The 23,142-nt window shown below is 63.9% G+C and carries 20 protein-coding genes and 1 tRNA gene; 8 read left to right on the top strand and 13 right to left on the bottom strand.

Features of this window, described 5'->3' with window-relative positions:
* Positions 1-37: 37 nt before the first annotated feature.
* The 4 genes from B0G38_RS15100 to panD all read right to left on the bottom strand — a co-directional run bounded on the left by B0G38_RS15100 (position 38) and on the right by panD (position 4,396).
* Positions 38-973, bottom strand: a complete 936-nt coding sequence (locus B0G38_RS15100) for a zinc ribbon domain-containing protein (RefSeq protein ID WP_264670167.1) — start codon at positions 971-973, stop codon at positions 38-40.
* 127 nt (positions 974-1,100) lie between these two features.
* Positions 1,101-2,960: a DUF853 domain-containing protein gene (locus tag B0G38_RS15095; protein ID WP_264670166.1), complete on the bottom strand. Its 1,860-nt coding sequence runs from the start codon at positions 2,958-2,960 to the stop codon at positions 1,101-1,103.
* 77 nt (positions 2,961-3,037) lie between these two features.
* Complete coding sequence (locus tag B0G38_RS15090; RefSeq protein ID WP_264670165.1) at positions 3,038-3,964, bottom strand: AEC family transporter; 927 nt, start codon at positions 3,962-3,964, stop codon at positions 3,038-3,040.
* An 18-nt stretch (positions 3,965-3,982) separates the two neighbouring features.
* Positions 3,983-4,396 carry an aspartate 1-decarboxylase gene (gene panD / locus B0G38_RS15085; RefSeq protein ID WP_264670164.1) on the bottom strand — a complete coding sequence of 138 codons (414 nt, stop codon included), beginning with the start codon at positions 4,394-4,396 and terminating at the stop codon, positions 3,983-3,985.
* 176 nt (positions 4,397-4,572) lie between these two features.
* Here panD and B0G38_RS15080 point away from each other — a divergent pair, with 176 nt between their 5' ends.
* On the top strand, positions 4,573-5,619 hold the full coding sequence (locus B0G38_RS15080; RefSeq protein ID WP_264670163.1) for a YrzE family protein: 1,047 nt from the start codon (positions 4,573-4,575) through the stop codon (positions 5,617-5,619).
* Between the two features lie 80 nt (positions 5,620-5,699).
* On the opposite strand, the gene B0G38_RS15075 is transcribed toward B0G38_RS15080, so the two are convergent.
* The 5 genes from B0G38_RS15075 to B0G38_RS15055 all read right to left on the bottom strand — a co-directional run bounded on the left by B0G38_RS15075 (position 5,700) and on the right by B0G38_RS15055 (position 10,299).
* Positions 5,700-5,773: transfer RNA gene (locus B0G38_RS15075), tRNA-Gly, on the bottom strand.
* Between the two features lie 109 nt (positions 5,774-5,882).
* Entirely contained in the window at positions 5,883-7,151 is a 1,269-nt protein-coding gene (locus tag B0G38_RS15070; protein WP_264670162.1) for an ABC transporter ATP-binding protein, read from the bottom strand.
* A 27-nt stretch (positions 7,152-7,178) separates the two neighbouring features.
* Complete coding sequence (locus B0G38_RS15065) at positions 7,179-8,021, bottom strand: carbohydrate ABC transporter permease (protein ID WP_169995668.1); 843 nt, start codon at positions 8,019-8,021, stop codon at positions 7,179-7,181.
* Positions 8,021-8,983, bottom strand: a complete 963-nt coding sequence (locus B0G38_RS15060; RefSeq protein ID WP_264670161.1) for a carbohydrate ABC transporter permease — start codon at positions 8,981-8,983, stop codon at positions 8,021-8,023. The genes B0G38_RS15065 and B0G38_RS15060 overlap by 1 nt, the downstream gene beginning before the upstream one ends.
* Positions 8,980-10,299 (bottom strand): sugar ABC transporter substrate-binding protein, encoded by a 1,320-nt coding sequence (locus B0G38_RS15055; protein WP_264670160.1) that lies wholly within the window; start codon positions 10,297-10,299, stop codon positions 8,980-8,982. The genes B0G38_RS15060 and B0G38_RS15055 overlap by 4 nt, the downstream gene beginning before the upstream one ends.
* Before the next feature lie 155 nt (positions 10,300-10,454).
* Between B0G38_RS15055 and B0G38_RS15050 the strand changes: the two genes are divergently transcribed.
* A complete protein-coding gene (locus B0G38_RS15050) occupies positions 10,455-11,069 on the top strand; it encodes a maleylpyruvate isomerase N-terminal domain-containing protein (RefSeq protein ID WP_264670159.1) in 615 nt (204 codons plus the stop codon).
* A 1-nt stretch (position 11,070) separates the two neighbouring features.
* Here B0G38_RS15050 and B0G38_RS15045 read toward each other — a convergent pair whose 3' ends face one another.
* Together B0G38_RS15045 and B0G38_RS15040 are read right to left on the bottom strand one after the other, a co-directional pair.
* The gene (locus B0G38_RS15045) at positions 11,071-12,252 is read right to left on the bottom strand and encodes a cation:proton antiporter (protein ID WP_264670158.1); all 1,182 of its coding nucleotides are present in this window, start codon (positions 12,250-12,252) and stop codon (positions 11,071-11,073) included.
* A gap of 6 nt (positions 12,253-12,258) precedes the next feature.
* Positions 12,259-12,741 (bottom strand): cation:proton antiporter regulatory subunit, encoded by a 483-nt coding sequence (locus tag B0G38_RS15040; RefSeq protein WP_264670157.1) that lies wholly within the window; start codon positions 12,739-12,741, stop codon positions 12,259-12,261.
* 85 nt (positions 12,742-12,826) lie between these two features.
* Between B0G38_RS15040 and B0G38_RS15035 the strand changes: the two genes are divergently transcribed.
* Positions 12,827-13,684: a tryptophan 2,3-dioxygenase gene (locus B0G38_RS15035; RefSeq protein ID WP_264670156.1), complete on the top strand. Its 858-nt coding sequence runs from the start codon at positions 12,827-12,829 to the stop codon at positions 13,682-13,684.
* Positions 13,685-13,762: 78 nt separating this feature from the next.
* Here the strand turns inward: B0G38_RS15035 and B0G38_RS15030 are convergent, their stop codons facing one another.
* Complete coding sequence (locus B0G38_RS15030; protein ID WP_264670155.1) at positions 13,763-15,169, bottom strand: M15 family metallopeptidase; 1,407 nt, start codon at positions 15,167-15,169, stop codon at positions 13,763-13,765.
* A 141-nt stretch (positions 15,170-15,310) separates the two neighbouring features.
* Between B0G38_RS15030 and dcd the strand changes: the two genes are divergently transcribed.
* Positions 15,311-15,892, top strand: coding sequence for a dCTP deaminase (gene dcd / locus B0G38_RS15025; protein WP_139004498.1), 582 nt, complete (start codon positions 15,311-15,313; stop codon positions 15,890-15,892).
* Here dcd and B0G38_RS15020 read toward each other — a convergent pair whose 3' ends face one another.
* Positions 15,893-17,272, bottom strand: a complete 1,380-nt coding sequence (locus tag B0G38_RS15020; RefSeq protein ID WP_264670154.1) for an MFS transporter — start codon at positions 17,270-17,272, stop codon at positions 15,893-15,895.
* 206 nt (positions 17,273-17,478) lie between these two features.
* Between B0G38_RS15020 and B0G38_RS15015 the strand changes: the two genes are divergently transcribed.
* From B0G38_RS15015 to B0G38_RS15000, 4 genes are read left to right on the top strand one after another with little or no spacing between them, the layout of a single operon-like run.
* Positions 17,479-20,481: a Na+/H+ antiporter subunit A gene (locus B0G38_RS15015; protein WP_264670153.1), complete on the top strand. Its 3,003-nt coding sequence runs from the start codon at positions 17,479-17,481 to the stop codon at positions 20,479-20,481.
* On the top strand, positions 20,478-20,951 hold the full coding sequence (locus tag B0G38_RS15010) for a Na(+)/H(+) antiporter subunit C (protein WP_264670152.1): 474 nt from the start codon (positions 20,478-20,480) through the stop codon (positions 20,949-20,951). Before B0G38_RS15015 ends, B0G38_RS15010 begins: the two co-directional genes overlap by 4 nt.
* On the top strand, positions 20,948-22,570 hold the full coding sequence (locus B0G38_RS15005; RefSeq protein ID WP_264670151.1) for a Na+/H+ antiporter subunit D: 1,623 nt from the start codon (positions 20,948-20,950) through the stop codon (positions 22,568-22,570). The genes B0G38_RS15010 and B0G38_RS15005 overlap by 4 nt, the downstream gene beginning before the upstream one ends.
* Positions 22,567-23,133 carry a Na+/H+ antiporter subunit E gene (locus B0G38_RS15000; RefSeq protein WP_169993657.1) on the top strand — a complete coding sequence of 189 codons (567 nt, stop codon included), beginning with the start codon at positions 22,567-22,569 and terminating at the stop codon, positions 23,131-23,133. Before B0G38_RS15005 ends, B0G38_RS15000 begins: the two co-directional genes overlap by 4 nt.
* Positions 23,134-23,142 lie beyond the last annotated feature (9 nt).

Genomic DNA, 23,142 nt, shown 5'->3' with positions numbered 1-23,142 from the left:
CCGGCGACCTGATGCCGGGCGGGCAGCGTAGAGCGGCTCAGTACTCCACAACGGGGGTGAGCGTGACGTTGCCGTCATTGACGGCGAGGCTGCCGGTGAAGGTGAAGTCCTGCTCCAGCTCGCGCGGGACGGCCTGGCCGGTGAAGAGGTCGATCTCCACCACATTGAGCTTCGCAGTCCCGGACAGCGGTTTCATGATCCAGGTGCCGTTGCTGGGCTCGATCGTCACCTCGGGGTAGTCCACAATGTCCCAGTTGATGCTGTCGTCCTGGACACGGTTCATGGCTTGGCTGAAGGGGCAGCCGGCCGGCTGCAGCACCTTCTGCTCGGCGCAGCCGTCAAGGAAGCCGCGGACCTGCGCCGTGACTTCTTCCACCAGCTTGGGCGTCGCCTGTGTGGACAAGGACAGCCGCGCCTCAGCGGTCTCGGCGGGTTCGGTTACCACGGACTCCACGGCGGGCGCGGCAAAGAACTGGCTGGTGTAGTGCGCTTCGAAGGTGCCGGGCACAAACACGGAAAACTCGCCCTTGCCGTCCGGCAGGGCAACGCGGGTGCCGTTGAGCGAGGCCTCGTCCTCGTTGACCACGCTGATATCGAGCGTGGGAAGCGTGGTGGGAACAAAGGCCCACTGGTTGAAGAACAGCCAGCTGGTGCCGGACTTTTCCAGCTCGAAGGACGTGGTGTGCTCGGTCCCGTCGATCGTGTAGCGCACAGGCAGTTCCACCCGGTTGCTGTCGATCTCCACGGGCTCGCCCATTTCGAGATCCTCCAGCTCAGCCACGGACTGCTTGAGCGCGGGGCCGTCCAGCAAAGCCGCGTTGGCATCCGGAACGGTGGCGTGCAGCAGCCCCAGCGCCTTGGCCCCGTCGCCGTCCCTCAGGGCGTCGATATACGCGCGGACCTGATGCTGAGGACTGTAGACGTTGGCGTTAACCAGCACTACGGTCAGCACGGCGGCGGCTATGGCAAGCATTAAACAGAGCAGCCATGCAGCCACCGTCTTGAGCACCGTCGAATTTCCCACGCTCTTACGTTACCTGTTGACGGGGCATGAACCCTGACCGCTGTTAGCTACGTTACGCCCCGGCAAAGCAAGGCAACTACCAACGACGACGACGGCGACGCGTGCCGAAGAGCCCGCGGACCAGTTCGCGTCCCAGAACCGTAGCCGCCTGGACGGCCACGTCCTTGATCAGATCCGCCGTATCGTCCTTCTGGCCCGGCTTCCCGGACTGTCCCGGGTTATGCCGTTCCGCGGTGCTGCGTTCAGGAGTTTGCCGCTCCGGGCTGCGACGCTCCGGATTGCGCCGCTCAGGGGCGGACTGCTCCGGTCCGGGCCTACGGGATTCGCGGTGCTCAGGCTGCCGCTGCTGTCCTGCTCCGGGCATGGGCCGCCAATCGGGCAGCGGGGCCGGTGTCCTGGTTGCCGGGCGGCTGGAAGGCCGGCCGAGGATGGCCTCCTCAATCCGCCGCGCTTCGGCGTCGATATCCGCTTGTGTCCGCGGGACGGAGCCGACGTTAGTGCTGGAGCCATCAGCGCCGGTAGCCCCGGCCTCGATGCCGAAGTCCCTCCCGGCGCTTCCGGGGAGGCCGTCGTGGGTAGGAGCGGGCGAGCCGCTGAGCTTTTCGAAGGCGGAGTGGCTGTCCACCGTCGGCGCGTAGACGGGCAGCAGCGGCGATTCCTGCACGATCCTGTCTACTGTTGCCGCCGGCGAGGGGCCGATGGTGGATTCCGGCGCACAGATCCTGGTCCAGGCAACGGGCGACGGTGCACCTCGTTCAGTCATCACCGTGACCACGGCCTCCCCGGTGCCGGCATTGGTCAGCACTTCCTCCAGATCATAGGCACTGGTGGGGAACGTGGACACAGTGGCCCTGAGCGCTTTGGCATCGTCGGGCGTAAACGCGCGCAGTGCATGCTGGATACGGTTTGCCAGCTGGCCAAGCACCTCGGACGGCACATCCTTGGGTGCCTGCGTGACGAAGAAGATGCCTACGCCCTTGGATCGGATCAGCCGGACGGTGGTCATGATGGATTCGAGGAACGCATCCGAGGCGTTGCGGAAGAGCAGGTGCGCCTCATCGAGGAAGAACACCAGCTTGGGCTTCTCGGCGTCCCCGACCTCGGGCAGTTCCGCGAAGAGGTCCGCGATCAGCCACATCAGGAACGTGGAGAAAAGCGCGGGTCGCGCCAGCAGGGTCGGCAGTTCCAGGCAGGAGATGACACCGCGGCCGTCCTCGGCCAGCCGCAGGAACTCCGCAGAGTCGAACTCGGTTTCGCCGAAGAACTTGTCCATGCCCTGTGCTTCGAGCGTGACGAGTTCGCGCAGGATGACGCCGGCGGTGGACCTGGACAGGCCGCCCAGGGCCTCCAGCGAGTCCTTGCCCTCATCCGAAGTGAGGAAGGAGATTACGGCGCGCAGATCCGCCAAGTTATAAAGCTCCAGATCGTTCTTGTCCGCGTAATAGAAGACCAGTTGGAGGCTGGACTCCTGCGTTTCGTTCAAGCCCGTCACCCGGGCCAGCAGCAGCGGCCCGAAATCGGAAATCCTGGCCCGCACGGGCACTCCCTTGCCGTCGCCGCCCAGGGAGAAGTATTCCACCGGGAAGGACTTGGCGTTCCAGTCCTGGCCGACGCTTTGCGCGCGCGTGCGCAGTCTGTCGCTGCTGGCTGCCGGGGTGGAAAGGCCGGTCAGATCCCCTTTGATATCGGCGAGGAAGACCGGCACGCCGTGGGCTGACAGCTGCTCGGCCATGACTTGCAAGGTGACAGTCTTGCCGGTTCCCGTGGCGCCCGAGACCAGCCCATGCCGGTTCATCATCGCGACCGGCAGCCGCACGGGCACGTCCGGATGGATTTCGCCGTCGAGCATTGCGGCGCCCAGGTGAAGGCCCGGGCCGTCGAAGGAGTAGCCCTTGCGGATCTTGTCCAGATGCCCGTCAGCGGGAGTCATCACCATGAACGCCAGCCTACACAGCGTGAGCACTCCAACGGCATCCCGTTGCTGTCCGGTTGCACCCTTGGCTGCGCTGCCGGTCAGGCCAGCAGCGCCGCCAGTCCCATCATCGCCGGCACCGCGACTATCGTGGTCAGCAGGACGGTGTCCTTGGCAATGACGATGCCGCGCTCATAGCGCTGCGCCGTGACAAAGACGTTCTGCGCAGTGGGCAAAGCGGCAAGCACGACGGCGGAAAACAGCAGGTGCCCCTCCATGCCCAAGGCGAAACGCGCAACCAGATACGCGACGGCCGGTTGCAGCACTAGTTTGAAAGCCGATCCGAGGACCACGTCGACCCGGCGTCCGCCGCCGGCCTGCAGCGGTTTGGACCCGTTAAGGGAAATGCCGAAGGCGATCAGCATCGCCGGTACCGCCGCTCCGCCGATCAACCGGAAGGGTTCCATGACCAGTTCAGGCGGCTGCCAACCGGTGACCGCGAGCAGCAGGCCTATCCCTGTGCCGATGATCATCGGGTTGCGGACAATCTGGAACAAGAAGCTGAAGACGGTGGTCCGGTGCCGGCTGGTATTCGAATCCAGCAGCATCAGGAAAACCGGCGAGAAGAAGGCCAGCTGGAAGATCAGGACCGGCGCCACCAAAGTTGCATCGCCGAGCACATAGGCGGCCACGGGCAGCCCCAGATTGGCCGAATTGACCAGCGAAGAAGACATGGAACCGATCAGCGCATCGGAGAGGTCCCGTTTCAGCCATAGCCTGGCGAACAGCAGGAACACGATGGCCGTGACGACGGCGCTGACGGCTGCGACGATGAGGGTGTCGGAAAAAATGACTGCCAGATCGGAGCGGCTCAGGGTCTCCAGCAGCAGGCACGGGCTGGCCACAAAGAAGGCCAGCCGGCTCAGCGCGCGGCTGCCTTCGGGGCCGAGCACGTTGGCCCGCCCGACCGCGAAGCCGGTCAGGATCACCACCCAGACAACGGAAAAGCCGGCGATGACTCCCAGCACGGCAGCGGTACTGCGCCCTTACTTAATGGCGAACGGCGGGCGCAGCAGGCCTTCTGTAAGAGCCTCGGCCGGATCCGTGCCCAGCTCGAGGATCTTGTTGGAGCCATCGACATGGGCCACGGTGGGCACATAGGCCTTGGCTTCATCGGTCGTCATGTCCGCATACGTGATGAGGATGACGGTATCGCCCTCATGCACCAGGTGTGCGGCAGGACCATTGATGCCCATAACCCCGGAGCCACGTTCGCCGGCGATGGTGTAGGTCTCCAACCGGGCGCCGTTGGTGACGTCCACAATGGAGACCAGCTCACCCGGGAGGATGTCAGCGGCATCGAGCAGGTCGAGGTCGACGGTGACGGAGCCGACATAGTGCAGATCGGCATGCGTGACCGTGGCGCGGTGGATCTTGGACTTAAACATTTTTCGGTTCATCGCCTTTAAGTTTAGCGGCAGCGGATCGAAAACCTACGGTGGGTTGCGGCCGGTCCGGCACACCGGCCCCACTTGCTGGCCTGCGTCCGGGGCCCGGACTAGGGTAGACGCAACAGGAGCACAAGCCTGCCGTAGCCAAGCGGCGATGGTGGCCATCGAAGCAGGAGGCCCGCAAGATGAGCGAAGACAAGGCCCGGGAAAAGAACGACGACGGCACTCGCAGGGGGAGCGAAAACCCCCTGTGGCAGGAGCAAGTAGCGGAATCCGGCCGGCCGCCGGTGGACGAGGCGGACACGGCCGCACACACCACCGTGTTGAATACCGCCGGTGAAGGTGACCGGACCCCTGCCGGGGCCGCCGAGTCCGAAAGCACGGAAACCAGGCCGCTTGACCGGTCAGCCGGACCGGCGGCCAGCTCCGGCAGCACAGGCACATCCGGAAGCAACGACACGACGGTCCTTGGTACTCCCGGTAGCTCCGGAAGCAACGACACGACCGTCCTGAACACTTCCGGCGCGGCGGCTGCTGCCCCGGCAGGGCGGCGCATCAGCGCCGAACGGGCCTATACCGGTGACCAGGCAAGCACCGACGAACAGTCCGGCGGTGAATACCAGCCCCGGGATACCGACGCTTACCGGCCCGTGACGCCGCTGGACCGCGAGGCCGTGTTCGTGCGGCAGCGTGACGCGTTCGGCGGAGTGAAGCTGGGCTCCGCGTTCTTCGGATGGCTCAGTGCCACCGGCATGATCGTCCTGCTGCTCTCCATCGCCACGGGCATTGCGGTTGCCTTTGGCCTCCCTGCCCTCAAGGAACTCCAGAATCCGGAGGCGATTGCCTCCGGCGGCGGGGCCGCGGGCATCCCCGCAGCCGTAGTCCTGGGCGTCATTCTGCTGCTGTCCTATTTCGCCGGCGGTTACGTTGCCGGGCGGATGGCGCGCTTTGACGGGGTCCGTCAGGGACTGGCTGTGTGGCTCTGGGGAATCGTGATGGCCGTTGTGGCCAGCGTCGTCGGCCTGGCAACCGGCGGCATGGACCTGATCAATTCGTTTACCGGCAACTCGGCCGTGTCTGCTGCGATCCAGGATCTGACGGTTCCGGGGCTGATCGCCTTGGGCATCGTGCTGGTGCTGACGTTGGGCGGGGCTTTGCTGGGTGGGATGGCCGGAATGCGCTACCACCGCAAGGCGGACCGCGCCGGCTTCGGTCCTGACAACAAGTACTGAGCAAGCCGGTCGCGCCGGGGCCATAACCGGAGCCCCGGCCGCGATTCCGCCCATGGTCCAAAGGGGCGGAATCGGGAAATTGGAGCGGGCGACGGGAATCGAACCCGCGTATCAAGCTTGGGAAGCTAGCGCTCTACCATTGAGCTACGCCCGCACGGGGACTTGACGAAAATCTGGTCAATAATCCCGGTGAAAACAACGAGATTCAGCTTACCCCAGCCTTGGCCAACTGCGGAACTGCGACATGCAGGCTGCCCAACAGTTCAGGAAGCCTGTTGCTTTGTCGCTGCGTCCCGCTCCCGGGCGTCGGCGATTTCCTCGGCGCGCGCAGCGTTTGCTTCTTCGGTCAGTGCGGCTCCTGCCGCGGCGTCCCGGGTCAGGTTTTCGCCGGTTCCCGGATCGAACAGGTGGATCTTGCGGGTGTCCAGCCACAATTCGGCCGGCCGGCCGCCGCGGATCCGGCTGGCAGCGTCGAGGGTGACCACGATCTGCGGCCTGAGTTCATCGGCGTCCATCTCCCTGGCGAGGTTGTCCAGGAGGTCGCGGACCTCGGGATCCGGATCGAACTTGATGTAGCCGTACTGTTCGTTGCCCAGCCATTCGGTGTGCGTCAGTTCCGCGGTGAAGGTGGAGCCTTGCTGGCGCTTGCTGTCGTCCACCATGCTGGCGTCTTCGAAGTATTCCGGGCGGATGCCCACCAGGACCACGCGTTTGCCCTCTGCCACCCGGACTTTCTCCTCCGAGACTTCGATGTCCCCCACGGGAGTCTTGAGCTTGTTGCCTTCCAGCGTTGCGGGCAGGAAGTTCATCGACGGCGAGCCGATGAAGCCGGCGACAAACAGGTTGACCGGCTGCTCGTACAGCTCGCGCGGCGAGGCGATCTGCTGCAGTTCGCCCTTCTTCAGCACCGCAACCCGGTCGCCCAAGGTCATGGCTTCGGTCTGGTCATGGGTGACGTAGACGGAGGTAACCCCGAGCCGGCGCTGCATCTGGGAGATTTCGGAACGCATCTGGCCGCGGAGTTTCGCGTCCAGGTTGGAGAGCGGCTCATCGAACAGGAAGGCATCGGCCTGCCGCACGATGGCCCGGCCCATGGCCACCCGTTGCCGCTGGCCGCCGGAGAGGTTTCCCGGCTTGCGCTGCAGATGGTCCGTCAGTTCCAGTGTCTTGGCGGCCTCGGTTACCAGCCGCTGGACCTCGGCCTCGCTGTGCCGTCCCTTGGCCAGCCGGAGCGGAAAGGCGATGTTTTCGAACACCGTCAGATGCGGGTACAGGGCATAGTTCTGGAACACCATGGCCAGATTGCGGTCACGCGGCGCCTTCTCGTTCACGCGCTTGCCATCGATCAGCAGGTCCCCGGAGGTAATGTCCTCCAGACCCACGATCATCCTGAGCAGGGTGGACTTGCCGCAGCCGGAAGGGCCGACCAGGATGAGGAATTCGCCGTCGGCTATATCGATGCTGACGTCGTTCACGGCGGGAAAGCCGTCCCCGTACTGCTTGACGAGGTTGTTCAAAGTAATCGAGGCCATGGTCGAATCCTTTCTATGCGCAGCGGGTCAGCCCTTGACGGCGCCCTGGGTCAGGCCTGAGACAATCTGACGCTGGAAGAGCAGCACCAGCAGGACAATCGGAATGGTCACTATGATGGCCGCCGCCGAGATGGCTCCGGTGGGTTCTTCGAACTGGGAGGCGCCGGTGAAGAAGGCCAGTGCCGCCGGTACCGGCCGCGCAGCCTCCGTCGAGGTCAGGGAGATGCCGTAGACGAAATCGTTCCAGGCGATGAAGAAGGCGATGATCGCCGTCGTAAATACGCCCGGGGCCGCCAGGGGGACGATCGCCTTGCGGAAGGCCTGCCAGGTGGTGGCGCCGTCGACTTGTGCAGCCTGCTCCAGCTCCCACGGGATCTGCCGGAAGAATGCCGCCAGCGTCCAGATGGAGATCGGCAGTGTCAGCGACAGGTAGGGGATGATCAGTCCGGGCCAGGTGTCATAGAGGCCGATGGTCCGCCAAAGGTTGAACAGCGGGGTCACGATCGAGATGACAGGGAAGATGGAGACCGCCAGCGCGGTAGTGAGGATCATCTTCTTGCCGGGGAAGTCCAGGCGGGCGATGGCATAGGCGCACAAGGTGGCCAGAACGACGGCGATGAAGGTGGCGATGAGGGCGATGCCGATCGAGTTGCGCAGCGAACTGAGGAACAGGCCCTGGGCGTCGCCGACCAGAATCTGCTCGTAGTTGACCGTGCTCCATTCGGTGGGCAGGAACTTGCCCGTGGTCAGGTCGCTGGGCTGCTTGAAGGAGGTCGCGAGGATGGAAGCCACCGGGAACAGCGCGTACAGCAGGACGAGCACGGAAATGACCGCCCACGTCACCTTTTCCTTGGTCGATGAATTCTTCATTACTTACTCCCTCGTGCGCCGGCAAGGTCGACCTTGAACAGCTTGATGGCTATGAAGCAGATCAGCAGAACACAGATAAACAGCAGGACGGAGACGGCCGAACCCATGCCGATCTCCAGCCGGCTGATTGACGTGCGGTAGGCAAGCAGGGACAGCACTTCGGTACCGAACGCGCCGTTGGTCATGATGAACACGTTGTCGAAAATACGGAAGGCATCAAGTGCCCGGAAAAGCACCGCGACCATGATGGCCGCCTTCATGTTCGGCAGGATCACCCGGCTCATCCGTTCCCACCAGGTGGCCCCGTCGACCTCCGCTGCCTCCGTCAGTTCATCCGGGACCTGGGCCAGGCCGGCCAGCAGCAGCAGCGAAATGAAGGGCGTGGTCTTCCAGATTTCCGAGGCCATGATGACGAAGAGCGAGGTCCACGTACCGGCAAACCAGTTAAGATCCGGATCGATGCCGGGCACCCAGTCGAACCAGTTGTTGACGTAGCCGGAGTTGATGTCGAAGGCATAGAACCAGGCGAAGGCGGAGACCACCGTGATGATGCCGTAGGGCACCAGGATGGCGGTGCGCAGCAGTCCGCGGACGGACTTGAGCGCTTTGTGCATGACCAGCGCCAGCGCGAAGCCCAGGATCAGCTCAACGATGACGGTGATGACCGTGATCAGGAGCGTCACGCCCAGATCCCGCCACCAGACAAAGTCGGTCAGGATGACGCCGTAGTTGCCCAGGCCGATGAACTCCCGCTCCGACGGCGCGGTCAGGCGGTAGTTGAAGAGCGAGTCGTAGCCGGCCTGGACGATGGGGTAGGCCGTCACGGCCAGCATGACGACGAACGCCGGACCGGCGAGCAGCCAGCCCAGCCGCCGTTCGCCCTTGGCCCGTTCGCTGTAGGGCTGGGCTGCACGCTTACCGGCTTTGGTGCCCGTGCTGCTTGGTTTGACCGTGGTACTCACAGCAGGCTCTCCCCTCGGAGTACTGCAAGGATGAATTCGGTAGTCTGCTCCGGCGTGGTTGCCGGATCGACGGATCTGGGCGGTGCCCAGTTCTGCTGCAGGCCGATGGAGACCTCATTGTAGTAGGGGGTCTGCGGCCGCGGCGCGGAAAGTTCAAGGGATTCCCGAATGGTGTCGGCCATAGGGAATGCCTCTTCGATCCGGGGATCCTCGTAGGCTTCGGTGTTCGACGGCGGGTTGCCGTTGGTTATGAAATACTCGGCCTGGTTCTCGGGGGAGACGATGCACTCGATTGCCTCGTAGGCCAGGTCTGGATGGTCGCTCGCGGCGCCGACGCCGAGGTTGATCCCGCCCAGCGGTGGCGCGGTCGGTTCGTTTGCGTTGACCCTGGGGTACAGCGTCCAGCCGATGTCCTCGATCAGTTCCGGATCCAGGGAACCTGCCTCAACGGCACTGTTGGTGGCTGGCCAGACGAACGGCCAGTTCACCATGAACGAACCTTTGTCGCCCTGGAACAGGATCATCGAGAAGTTCTCGTCCTGGGTGGCCAGGCCGGGACCGCCGAGCCCTTCCTTGCCGATGGTCGAAACGATTTCCGCGGCTTCCCGGCCGGCCTCGGAGACCAGGCCGAGTTCGATTTCCGCGGCGGGTGCCTCCGGGTTTTGGATGATTTGCCCGCCGCCGGACTCGATCAGCGCGTTGACCCAGACGGTCATTGACTCCCCGCGCTGGCCCTGGACGCCCAGGAACTTATCCTGGCTGGCCGCGGCGTCCATGATCTGCTGCCACGTCACGGGCTGGCTCATGTCCAGTCCGGCTGCTTCTGCCACCGACTTGCGGTACCACAGCAGCTGGGTGTTGGCCCAGAAGGGGACGGTGACCAGTTCGTCCTTCCACTGCGCACCGGCCAACGCGCCCTCGACCACGTTCTGGGTGGTCCGCTGTGCCACGTCGTCGGGCACCGGAGCCAGGAAGCCCGGCTCAGCGAGTTCTGGGATGAACGGCGGATCCAGGCTCATGATGTCAAGGGAAGAGTCTCCGGCGGCGAGGCGGCGGGCCAGCTGTTCCCGCTGGGCGGCCGCGTCATTGGGGAGCAGGGAGGTTTCTATCCGGTAAGTGCCGCCGGAATCGGCGGTGCATCTTTCGGCGATGGCGGCCTGGCCGCCGTCGTCGGGGTTGATGTACCAGGTCAGCGTCGGCACACTTTCCGCTTCGCTGCAGCCGCTTAAAAGCATGGCGCCCAGAGCCAGTGTTAGTCCGGCCAGGGCGCGTGGTTTCTTGCGGTTCCGGGGCTCAAACCTCTCGTGCTGTGGCATCGGTACTGCGCCTCCACATCCTTGTAGACGCTCAGACTGAATCCTCGGGGGAAGAGACGGTCCTAAGCAACCTTTCGATTTGACCATAAGCCCCAAAGTGCGGCTTGCGCTACAAAGGGGCGACAAATTGGACGGAAAAGGTACAGGATCGAGACATGATGCCCACCGCGGATGATCTGCGTACCGTCGCTGATCACGTTCTCGACCACCTTGCCCGGCTGCAGGACGCTGCCTGGGAGCAACCTGCCCACCAACTGGAGTGGAGATGCCGCGACACCGCGGCGCACCTAATGGACGACTTCGGCTTCTACGCCATGCAGCTTTCGGGGCGCAACCCGCCGCAGGACAGCTATGTGGTGCTGCAGGATCCGCCTCCTTGGCGGCAGGGCTCGCCGGAGATCTTGTTCTGGCCGGACCCGGCCACCGGGACAGCCGGCATCATTAGTTGCCTTGACGCCACCGCCGGACTGCTGTGTGCCGTGGTCGCTGTGGCGCCGCCGGACAAACGCGGCTATCACCCGGCCGGCATTTCGGATGCTTCCGGCTTCGCCTCGATGGGGATCACCGAAGCGGCCCTGCATGCCTACGACATCCTGGCTGCCCACGGCATTGGCTATGAGGCCGACGGCGGGACCATCGCCAGAGTCCTCGACCGGCTGTTTCCCTTCGCAGCCAGGACCAGCGAGCCGTGGCAGGACCTGCTGAAGGCCAGCGGCCGGACCCCGGAAACCCGAGGCCGGGCATGGCGCTGGGATTCATCTGTACGCTGAGTCAGCTCGCCGGCTCTGCTTCGGGTTGTCGGGATATCCGGCGGACAGCTGGCTCGGCAAACCGGGTGGCTATCGGCCCGGTCACTGCCATAAGCATCACGTAAGCCGTCACCACCGCGGCCAGTTCGGGAACAATGGCACCTGAGGCCACCGCGAGGCCGGCAATGACGATGGAAAATTCGCCTCTGGCAATCAGCGCAGCGCCTGCCCGAAGCCGTCCCCAGCGGCCGATTCCCGCTTGGCGCGCTGCCCACCAGCCGGTAGCCATTTTGGTGCCTGCGGTCAGTACCCCCAACACGATGGTCCAGACCAGCACCGGTGGGATGGAGGCCGGATCCGTGTTGAGCCCGAACACCACGAAGAACATGGCGGCAAAGATGTCGCGCAGGGGTGCCAGGACCCGGACGGCGCTTTCTGCTGTTGCGCCCGATATTGCGATGCCCAGCAGGAAGGCTCCGACGGCGGCCGAAACCTGCATGGCGGAAGCCAGTCCGGCTACCAGCAGCGCTACGCCGATCAGCTTGAGCAGGAACGTTTCTTGTTCCGGACTGTGGATCCAGCCGGTGATCCGTTGGCCGTACCGGATGGCCAGGAACAGGACTGCGCTCACGGCCAGCAGCGCTGCTCCAACGGCCTGCAGCCCGCCCAGGAACGAAGCCCCGGCGAGGACTGTCGTGAGCACCGGCAGATAGGCGGCCATGGCGAGATCTTCCAGGACCAGGATGGAGAGGACCACCGGTGTTTCCCGGTTTCCCAGGCGGCCCAGGTCCGTGAGGACTTTGGCCGCAATTCCCGACGAGGATATATAGGTCACGCCGCCAAGTACCAGTGCTCCGATCCCGCCCCAGCCGAGGATCAGCGCCAGCAGCGCACCGGGGAGGAAATTCAGCAGCATGTCCACCACACCGGCCTGCCAGGACTGCCGCAGGCCTGTCGCGAGTTCACGGGCGGTGTATTCGAGCCCCAGCATGAGCAGGAGCAGGACCACGCCGATTTCACTGGCGATGTGGCTGAATTCGTTGATGCTGGCAAACTCGATCAATCCGCCGTTGCCGAAAGCCAATCCACCCAGCAGATACAAGGGAACCGGCGACATGCCGATCCGGGCGGCAAGACGACCGAGGATGCCCAGCCCGAGAAACACCAGGCCGAGCTCGATCAGTACAAGAGTCGTGCCGCCCACGCCCGGCTATCCCCCGTGCAGGATCTTGGCGGCAGCATCCAGTCCATCAGGGGTGCCCACCACGATGAGGAGATCTCCTGGGTTCATCGTGTCGTTCGGGGCGGGGGAAGGCATCACCTGGCCTTCGCGAATAATGGCGACCACGGACGCGCCACTGCGTGTGCGGATCCTGGCCTCGCCCAGGGCATGCCCGGAGAAAGGCGAACCTTCGGTCACCGGAAACTGCCGCGTACTCACGCCCGGCAGTTCGCTGTGTTCTTCGGAGAGCTGGGCCACCAGCTTTGGACCGCCGAGCAGTCCGCCCAAGGTAGCGGCCTCCTCCACACTCATAGGAACTGAGGCGAGGCAGGCGTCGGGATCGTCCAGGCGCGAGATGATCAGCTCGGTCTGGCCATCGCGATGGGTGACTATGCCCACACGCCTTCCGTTGTCCAGCACTATCTCCCGGCGAAGGCCGATTCCCGGCAACGGCGTTTCTTCCACGTCCATGGCACAACAGTAGTCCCCTCAGCCCATGTCGTGAGGCGCTGGCCGTAGGGTAGTAAGTAACGAAAAACTAACACAATGGAGTGCCATGACGGTGGACAAGAACACCCGGAAATTCGAAACCGGAATCGAGACCGATTTCTCCGACAAGATGAGCTACGGCTCTTACCTGCAGCTCGACGAGCTGCTCTCCGCCCAGCGGCCGGTGAGCAGGCCGGAACACCACGACGAGCTGCTCTTTATCATCCAGCACCAGACCTCGGAGCTGTGGCTCAAGCTGGTCCTGCACGAGCTGCGCACCGTGCGGGAGAAACTGCAGGCCGATGACCTGCGGTTTGCGATGAAGGGCATTGCCCGGATCAAACACATCCAGCGCTCGCTGACGGAACAATGGTCCGTGCTCGCCACCCTCACACCATCCGAGTACGCAGAATTCCGTGGCCAGCTGGGCTCGTCGTCGGGCTTCCAGTCCTCCCAGTACCGGGCGGTGGAGTTCCTGCTGGGCAACAAGAACCGGAGCATGCTCGACGTCTTCTCGGCGGATCCGAGCGCCCAGGCCCTGCTGGGGGACCTGCTGGGGAAGAGCAGTATCTACGACGAGTTCCTGGCGTTCCTGTCCCGCCGGGGCTACGCGGTGCCGCGGGAACTCCTGGAACGGGACGTTAGCGAAGCCCACGTGTTCAATGCCGAACTGGTGCAGACCTTTAAATATGTGTACGAGAACGCCCATGAAAACTGGGATGTCTACGAGGCTTGTGAAGAACTGGTGGACCTGGAAGACAATTTCCAGCTCTGGCGTTTTCGCCACCTGAAGACGGTGGAACGCACCATCGGTATGAAACGCGGCACCGGCGGTTCATCCGGCGTCGGTTTTCTGCAAAAGGCCCTGGAACTGACGTTTTTCCCGGAGCTCTATGCCGTCCGCACGGAGATCGGCCAGCCGTAAGACTGTACCCCTGCGGCCGAGGGAAAGGGCTGCCGGCGGTCGCCGTTCGTTTCGACCACCGGCAGCGTCTGGCGAGCTCTACCGGAAGACGTTGTAGGAGGCGAAACCTGTCCCCTCCTGGGTACGTGTGCCAAAGCGGCCCTTGCTGTAGGGGTAGTACTTCAATGTTCCGTCCGTGAACTTCCCGATGAAGCCGGCGGATCCCGACGCGGTGTAGCCGTAGATCGGGGTCACGGTCGAGACCTTGTGCCAGCCGCTCTTGCCAACCAGCTGGCGTGCGGAGGTGCTGATGCCGCCGGAGCCGTTTCCCGGGTAGAAGTAGAGCTCTCCGGTGTTCCGGATGGCGATCAGATCCTGCTTGCCGTCCTGGTTCCAGTCCAGCATCGTGGGACGGTAACGCCCCCAGCCGCTGCTGATTGTCCTGCCGGCGGACAGGTAGGCCGCGGAGCCGTTGCGGTAGTACAGCAGGGCGCCGTCCGACCAACGCTTGGCTACAACGCCCGGGTAGGTGTCCGCGGCGGCCCACCGTCCAATGGTGAGGTCGTACTTGGCGAAGCCGCGGCCAACCTCGCGGGGTGCCTGGAAGCCGCCGCCGGACCTGCCCAGGTTCACCAGCAGCCGGCCGTCCTTCATCTGGAGCAGCAGGTCGATGGTCCCGTCCTGGTTCCAGTCAACCGATGTGCCGGTCTTGACGCCGCCATAGGCATGGTCGATTTTCACCCGGGGATGCATCCTGCCTCCGCTGCCCGGGTAGCGCCAGAGGTCACCGGCGGAATCGGCAGCCAGCACATCCGAGTAGCTGCGGATGCTCGGCTTGCCCAGCACGTAGTAGTGCTCCATGGTCGGGATCTTCTTGGTCCGCATTTCGGTGGCCAAGGTGACGCCGACATAGCGCAGATGCCAAGGTTCATAGGTGTAGCCGGTGGTGGCTTCGTGGCCCTTCGGATAGCGGATGATGAATCCGTATTTGTACGCGTTGGCGGCCACCCACTTGCCCGCCGCGGTATCGCCGAAACACGCTTCCAGTCCGCAGGATCCACTGGCCAAGCCAACGTCCACCGCCAGTCCGGTCTGGTGTTCGCTATAACCTGGGCGGGCGGAAATGCGGTCCGCGTAGGTCTTTCCGTAGATCCTCACGTAGTAGTTGTAGAGGTCACGCTGTTCCGCATAGGAACGGTAGGCACTGACGACGGCGATCGCATGGCCTGCGCTGTCGGCGCCGGCAAAAAGGCTGGAGAGTTTGGTGCTGACATCCGGACGCATCCGGTAGCCCGTGCTCTTCCACCGCGCCAGTTTTGGAGTGTAGGTGAGCGGGCTCGACGGATGGGCTTTGTTGACCAGAACCTTGATGTTGGCCGGGTCCCGGACAGGTTCGGCGGCTGAGGCGGGAGCGGCGGTTACGAGCGTGAAAAGCAGCGCCACGGCGGTAGCCATAACCACCAGCAGTGCGGGCCGTGGGCGTTGCGAAGTGCTTCCGGTTTCCATGATTCCCCTGTTAACGAACTGGCGGCCAGCGCGGCCGTACCCTCTATGTTTCCACTGCGGCGCCTTGGGCAACAGAGTGGCGGCCGGTAGATCCGCCGTCGGAATTGAAGACTCCCGCAAGCCATGCGTTATTTTTAGATGGTGCTGATCTCAGACCGCGATATCCGAGCCGAACTCGATGCCGAGCGAATTGTCCTGGACCCGTTTCTGCCCGAAATGATCCAGCCCTCCAGCGTGGACGTGCGGATTGACCGGTTCTTCCGGCTGTTCGACAACCACAAATATGCCCACATCGACCCGCAGCTGGAGCAGCCCGAACTGACCCGCCTCGTTGAGGTGGACCCCGATGAGCCGTTCATCCTGCACCCCGGCGAGTTCGTGCTGGGTTCCACTTACGAAACGGTGACCCTGCCGGAGGACATCGCCGCCCGGCTGGAAGGCAAGTCTTCGCTGGGCCGGCTGGGTCTGCTCACGCACTCCACGGCGGGCTTCATCGATCCTGGTTTCTCCGGCCACGTGACGCTGGAGCTGTCCAACATGGCCACCCTGCCGATCAAGCTCTGGCCGGGCTCGAAGATCGGCCAGCTGTGCTTCTTCCGCCTGACCTCGCCGGCCGAACACGCCTATGGATCCGGCCAGTACGGCAACCGGTACCAGGGCCAGCGGGGCCCGACGGCTTCGCGCAGTTACCTCAACTTCCACCGCACCACGATCGAGCGCTAGTCAGGCCGACGGCGTTTGGGCCGTCGGAACCTCGCGCGGCTCCTTGACCGGCAGCAGTGCCAGCAGGCCGGCCAGCAGCACGATGAGGATGCCCAGGATGCCAAAGCGCTGCGCGCCGAAAATGGTAATGCTCAGGCCAAAGAGCGTGGGGGCCAGGAAACTGACGGCCCGGCCGGTGGTGGCGTAGAGGCCGAAGAACTCTCCCTCCTCGCCCCTGGGGGCCAGCCTCGCCAGGTAGGCGCGGCTGGAGGACTGGGCGGGGCCGACGAAGAGGCACAGCATCAGCCCGAAGATCCAGAAAGTGGTGTCACCGGTCAGGGTTGCGCCGAAGATGGTGTACGTGTTGGCTCCGAGCACAAGGACAGCAGCGCCGGCGACAATCAGCCCGATCAGGGAACCGACGATAATCTTCTTCGGCCCGATCCGGTCATCGAGGATTCCGCCGGCCACTGCGCCAAGGGCCGCGACGACGTTCCCCGCGATGGCGAAGAAGATGACTTCGGTCAGGGTGAAGCCGAAGGTGCCGGCGGCGATCACGCCGCCGAAGGTGAAGACGGCTGCCAACCCGTCCCGGAAGATCGCGCTGGCCAGCAGGAAGAAGATGGTGTGCGGACTGGTCCGGTAGATGGCCTTGATCCGGCGGAACAATAGCCCGTAGGAGGCGAAGAAGCCCAGCCGGGCGGTCTTCGGCTGGCGGGGAATTTCCGGCACGGTGAAAAGTACCGGCAGCGCAAAGATCAGGAACCAGACGGCTGAGAACACCGCGACCAACCGGATGTTCAGCCCGTTTTCGGCGGTGGCTCCGAACCAGCCGGTCTCGGGGAGGACGAACCCGATGAGCACCAGCGCCAGGGCAACGATGCCGCCGACATAGCCCATGGCCCAGCCGAAGCCACTGACCTTGCCGACTGTGGACGGCGTGGAGATCTGGCCGAGCATCGCGTAGTAGTTGACGTTGGCGAACTCGAAGAAAATGTTGGCCAGCGCGATCAGCGCGACGCCGACGAAGAGGAACCCGGGGGAGGGGTAGACAAAGAAGCACAGCGCCGTCAGTGCGACGACGGCCATGGTGTTGACGCCCAGCCAGTACCTCCGCCGTCCGCCCGAGTCCGAGCGCTGGCCGGTGATCGGGGCCAGGAGGGCGATGGCAACTCCGGACACAGCCAGGCCGTAACCGAGGATCTGCGAGGCATAGACTTCGCCGCCGAAAGGGTCGCTCACCAGATAGACCGTGAAGACGAAGGTCGTCATGATCGCGTTGATGGCGGCCGAGCCCCAGTCCCAGGAGGCCCATGCGAGCACGTGCTTCTTGTTGATTCTCTCTTCCGAGGGAGAGCCGGCATTCGTGGATGGTGCCGGATTTCCTGACGAGTGGCTCATAACCGAATGCTAGCTTCTTCGCCCTTCGTGAACAGCTTAAGCCGCTGACCAGTGGATGAATCCGCGGTAAAACGCCGATCGGAGGGGCGCGGGTAAGGACGATTGTGACGGGCAACGTCAGGACCGGACGTATGCCACCGGTAGAATGGAATCAGGCTTTTGCGCCTTTTTACCGCCAATCCCAGAAGGAAGCCCCGGAGAATATAGTGCTTGTTGTGCTCACCCTGCTCTTCGTGGTGGCCTTCATCGCGCCTTGGATCTTCAGGAAACTCGGTCGTTCAACCTTCTACATCCTGGCCGCCGTTCCAGCCGGTTGCTTCATCTGGCTCCTGGCCACTTTCGACCGGTACACAGGATCGGACCAAACTGCACTCTCCGGCGGACCCAATGCGCCGCCGTCGGTAATTATCCCGTGGATTCCGGAGCTGAGGCTGGAGCTGGCCTTCCGGATGGATACCTTGTCCGCTGTGCTGGCGATCCTTATTCTCGGGGTCGGCGCCCTGGTCCTCTTTTACTGCGCACGCTACTTCAAGGCCGATGATCCCAACATCGGACCGTTCGGAGCGCAGCTGCTTGCCTTTGCCGGAGCCATGTTCGGCCTGGTCATCACTGATGACCTGCTCATGCTCTACGTCTTCTGGGAACTAACCACCGTCCTGTCCTACCTGCTGATCGGGTACGCGCGGCACCGTCTGGCGGCGCGGCGTTCGGCCCTGCAGGCCCTGATCGTGACGACGTTCGGCGGCCTGACCATGCTCGTCGGCCTGATCATGGTCGGGCAGACGGCGGGTACTTACCGCATTTCGGAAATCATGGCCGCGGCCCCGGAACTGATCCAGCACGGCATGTTGATCGACGTGGCCATCCTGCTGATCTTGGTCGGCGCTATCAGCAAGTCGGCCCTGGTCCCGTTCCATTTCTGGCTGCCTGCCGCCATGGCCGCGCCCACGCCGGTCAGCGCCTATCTCCATGCCGCGGCCATGGTCAAGGCCGGCATTTACCTGGTGGCACGGTTCGCGCCGGGTTTCTCGGATACCCGGTACTGGGAGGGGACCGTGATGGTCCTGGGCCTGGCGACCATGCTGGTCGGCGGGTGGCTGGCACTCAAACAGTTCGACCTGAAGCTCATCCTGGCCTACGGCACGGTCAGCCAATTGGGCTTCCTCACCATGGTGGTGGGGTTGGGCAGCCGCGACGGTGCGCTGGCAGGCCTGGGACTGCTGCTGGCACACGGCTTCTTCAAGGCGACACTTTTCCTGGTGGTCGGTATCATCGACCACCAGTCCGGCACCCGCGACATCCGGAAGCTTTCGGGAATCTACCGGGCGGCGCCGGTCCTATTTACCGTGTCGCTAATCGGTGCCGCCTCCATGGCAGGGGTACCGCCGCTGCTGGGCTTCGTGGCGAAAGAGTCGGTCTACGAGACCTTCGTCCACCACGCTTCCGAAGGCGGCTGGACCGGAGCGGTCCTGCTGGCCGGCGTCGTCGTCGGTTCCATGTTGACCTTTGCCTACAGTGCACGGTTTGTCTGGGGCGGGTTTGCCTACAAGCCCAACGTCAAGAAGACCGCGTTCAAACGCATTCCCGGGGCGTTTATCGCATCGCCGATGCTGCTGACGGCAGCCACTGTGGCGTTCGGCCTCTGGCCCGCCCCGCTGGACTCGATTATCGCCCCCTATGTTTCACTGTTCCCCTCGGACGGCCAGCCCGACGGGCACTTGGCTCTGTGGCACGGCGTGACCCCGGCGCTCGGACTGACGGTGCTGACGCTGGCCGTCGGCACGCTGCTGTTCCTGTTCCGGACCCGGGTCACCGCGTTCCAGGACCGCTTCTCCGGCGGGCTTACTGGTGAACGCGCCTACCGCGGCGTCATCGGCGTGCTGGATGAGGTGGCCGTCTGGGTCACGGGCCGCACGCAGCGCGGCTCGCTGATTTTCTACCTCGTGGTCATTCTCAGCGTCTCGATCGTCACTCCGCTGAGCGCCGTGTTCCTGATGGACACGCCCTGGCCCGACAGCTGGATCGCTTTCGACTCTCCCGCGCAACTGCTCGCGGGGCTGGGCATCATCGTGGCGGCCATTCTTGCCATCAGGGCCAACAAGAGGTTCATGGCCGTGCTGATGGTCTCTGTCACCGGTTACGGCATCGCGCTGATCTTTGCGCTGCAGGGCGCGCCGGACCTGGCGTTGACCCAGATGCTCGTGGAGACCATTGTGCTGGTCGCGATTGTGCTGGCACTGCGCTCCCTGCCGGCACGGCTCTGGCTGCGCACCCCCAGCAGTTTCAAATGGCTGCGGGCTGCGATCGGTGCGGCCTTCGGCCTGGCCATGGTGGTCATTGCCATGACGTCCATGGCAGCGCGCACCCAGCTGCCGGTCTCGTTGGAATTCCCGCAGCTGGCGTACGACGGCGGCGGCGGAGCCAACATTGTCAACGTCACCTTGGTGGATATCCGTGCGTGGGACACTTACGGCGAAATCTCCGTACTGGCCGTCGCCGCCACGGGCGTGGCCAGCCTGATCTTCGTCCGCAGCCGCGGAGACAAGCGCATGCGCGCCTCGAACGTCGCCTCCGGGTCGGTGGACCGCCTCACCGAACTGCCCGAGCACACCGGCCGGGATGCCGCCGCGCTGGTCACTGCCCGGCGCTTCGCAACCTCGGCCAGGGATGCCTGGCTGGTTGCCGGACGGACCCTCGCCCCTGAACGGCGTTCCATCATCTTCGAGGTCATCACCAGACTCCTGTTCCACTCATTGGTGATCTTCTCGATCTACCTGCTGCTGGCCGGACACAACCTGCCCGGCGGCGGCTTCGCCGGCGGACTGCTGGCAGGCATCGCCTTGGCGATCAGGTACCTGGCGGGCGGACGCGTGGAACTCGCCGAAGCCACCCCTGTCAGCGCCGGCTTCCTGCTCGGTGCCGGCCTGGGGATTGCTTCCTTGACTGCCATGGCGCCGCTGTTCTTCGGCGGCGAGGTATTCCAAAGCGCCATCATCAATTTCAGCTTGCCGGTATTCGGCGACCATAAATTCGTCACGTCAACGTTCTTCGACATCGGCGTTTATCTGGTGGTGGTGGGCCTGGTGCTCGACGTTCTGCGCAGTTTCGGTGCGGAAGTAGATGAGCGCAGCCAGGAGAAGGCGCCGAAGCCGGATGAGGGTGTGCCGCAGCCGGCGCCGGACGCCATCGAGGAAGGAGTAGCCCGATGACGGTGAACATCACGCTGCTCGTAGTCATGGGAGTTCTCGTGGCGGTGGGCGTCTATCTGATTCTCGAACGAAGCCTGACCCGGGTCATGCTCGGCCTGATGATGCTGGCCAACGGCGCCAACATCCTGTTGCTGGCCACCGGCGGGGCCGCTGGCCTCGCGCCGCTGTATGACGCGGATATTCCTGCCGGGGAATACAATGACCCACTGCCGCAGGCCCTGATCCTGACCTCCATTGTGATTTCCTTCGCGGTGACCGCGTTCATGCTCGGCATCATCTACCGTTCGTGGGTGCTGGGACGCCAGGACGAAGTCCAGGACGATATCGAAGACCGCCGCGTGGCCAACCAGCCCAGCTTTGACGCCGAGGACGATACCGCTATCCCGGTAGAGACCACGGAATTCGTCACGCCCGAAGACGCCGATGAACGGCCGGCAGCACCGAAGACCAGAGTTCGGGGACAAGAATGAACGCCGCAAGCCTGGCCCCGCTGGCCGTTGTCCTTCCTTTCCTGGGCGCTGCTTTTGCCTTCATCCTGATCCGTCGGCCGGTTGCGCAGCGGACGGTGGCCATCACCACGCTCGCCCTGACACTGTCCGTCGAACTGCTCATGCTGTGGTCGGCCTGGACCCAGGGCGTGCAGGCCGTGTTCCTTGGTGGCTGGGTTCCGCCGTTCGGAATTTCCCTGGTGGTGGACGAGCTTTCATCCCTGATGCTGGTGATCTCCTCGGCCGTGAGTCTGGCGGTGCTGGTCTACGCGTCCGGCCAAGGCATGGCCGATGGGGACGAAGACGGTCCCATCTCGATTTTCCATCCCACCTACCTGATCCTCGTGGCAGGAGTGTCCAACGCTTTCCTCACCGGGGACCTGTTCAACCTCTACGTAGGTTTCGAGATTCTGCTGACCGCCAGCTATGTCCTGATGACCATGGGCGGAACCGGGCCACGTGTCCGGGCCGGCGTGACATACGTGGTGGTCAGCGTTATTTCCTCGATGCTGTTCCTGCTATCCATTGCGATGATCTATGCGGCGACCGGCACCATCAACATGGCCGATCTGGCCGTGAAGCTGGCCGAGCTGGATGATTCCACGCAGATGATTCTGCACCTGATGCTGGTAGTGGCGTTCGGCATCAAGGCCGCGGTGTTCCCGCTGTCCTTCTGGCTGCCCGACTCGTATCCCACCGCGCCCGCTCCGGTGACCGCAGTGTTTGCCGGCCTGCTGACCAAGGTTGGTGTCTACGCGCTGATCCGGACCGAGACGCTGCTCTTCCCCGGGGACCGCATCAACACCTTCCTGATGATCATCGCGTTGCTGACCATGGTGGTCGGCATCCTTGGGGCGCTGGCCCAGATTGACATCAAACGTATGCTCTCGTTCACGCTGGTCAGCCACATCGGCTACATGGTTTTCGGCCTGGCGATGAGTTCCGTGGTCGGACTGGGATCGACGATGTACTACGTGGCGCACCACATTACCGTCCAGACCAGCCTGTTCCTGGTGGCGGGTCTGATCGAACGCCGCGGCGGCACCTCCAACATGGACCGGCTGGGCGGAATGGCGAAACTCTCGCCGCTGCTGGCGATCCTGTACTTTGTGCCGGCCATGAACCTGGCAGGCATCCCGCCCTTCTCCGGTTTCCTCGGCAAGCTCGGCCTGCTGCAAGGCGGCGTCGATCTTGCCACTCCGGTGTCGTACACGCTGGTTATCGGCAGCGTCGTCACCTCCCTGCTGACCCTGATGGCCATGGCCCGCGTCTGGAACAGGGCCTTCTGGCGTACTCCGGAGGACGCCGAGCACCCGGATCCGGTGCTGCTGGCCAGCAAACCGGATGGTTCCACCCTGCGCACTTCCAAGTACGTGACGGACAAGCCCACCGGCCGGTTCTCCGGCAGGGGGACCATCCACCTGCTGCCGAAGAGCATGGTCGGAGCCACCATGGGCCTGGTGGCACTCGGCGTGGCACTGACCGTCTTTGCCGGCCCGCTGTTCCAGCTGAGCGACCAGGGGGCCCGGGCGATGCTCGAGCGCACCCCCTATATCGAGGCCGTCCTTGGTACCGGCGCGGTACAGGGGGTTGAGCAATGACCCGTTCCCGGATCCCGCTGCTCGTCGAAGTTCCGCTGCTGGTCTGGCTGGTCATCCTTTGGGGAGCCCTCTGGCAGGACTTCAGCGCCGGCAACCTGATTTTCGGACTACTCATCGCCCTCGCCGTCGTCAATATCTTTTATCTGCCGCCGGTAGAACTGGCCGGACGCCTGAATCTTTGGGCGGCAGCCGTGTTCGTGGCGGCGTTCCTGCTGAACGTGGCGAAGGCTAGTTTCGAGGTCTTCTGGATCGCCCTCACCCGGGGACCAAGGACCAAGAACGGAGTGTTGGCCGTGAAGTTGCGCAGCCATTCGGACCTGCTGGTCACCGCCACCGGCCATACAATCTCGCTGATTCCCGGAAGCCTCGTGGTGGACGTGGACCGGTCCACTTCGACGCTGTACCTGCACGTCCTGGACATTCCGGACCCGGACAAGGCGGACCGGTTCCGCGAACAGGTCCGCAGGATCGAAGCCGGGCTGATCCGGGCGATCGGCAGTAAAGAGGAAGTCGCGATGGTCAAAGCGGAGGCAGCAAACCGACGGAACGGAGGAACCAGTTGAACAGCCCAT

This window comes from Crystallibacter permensis (assembly GCF_025960875.1).
GTDB classification, from domain to species: Bacteria; Actinomycetota; Actinomycetes; order Actinomycetales; family Micrococcaceae; genus Crystallibacter; species Crystallibacter permensis.
This window is presented reverse-complemented; position numbering and strand designations above follow the sequence as displayed.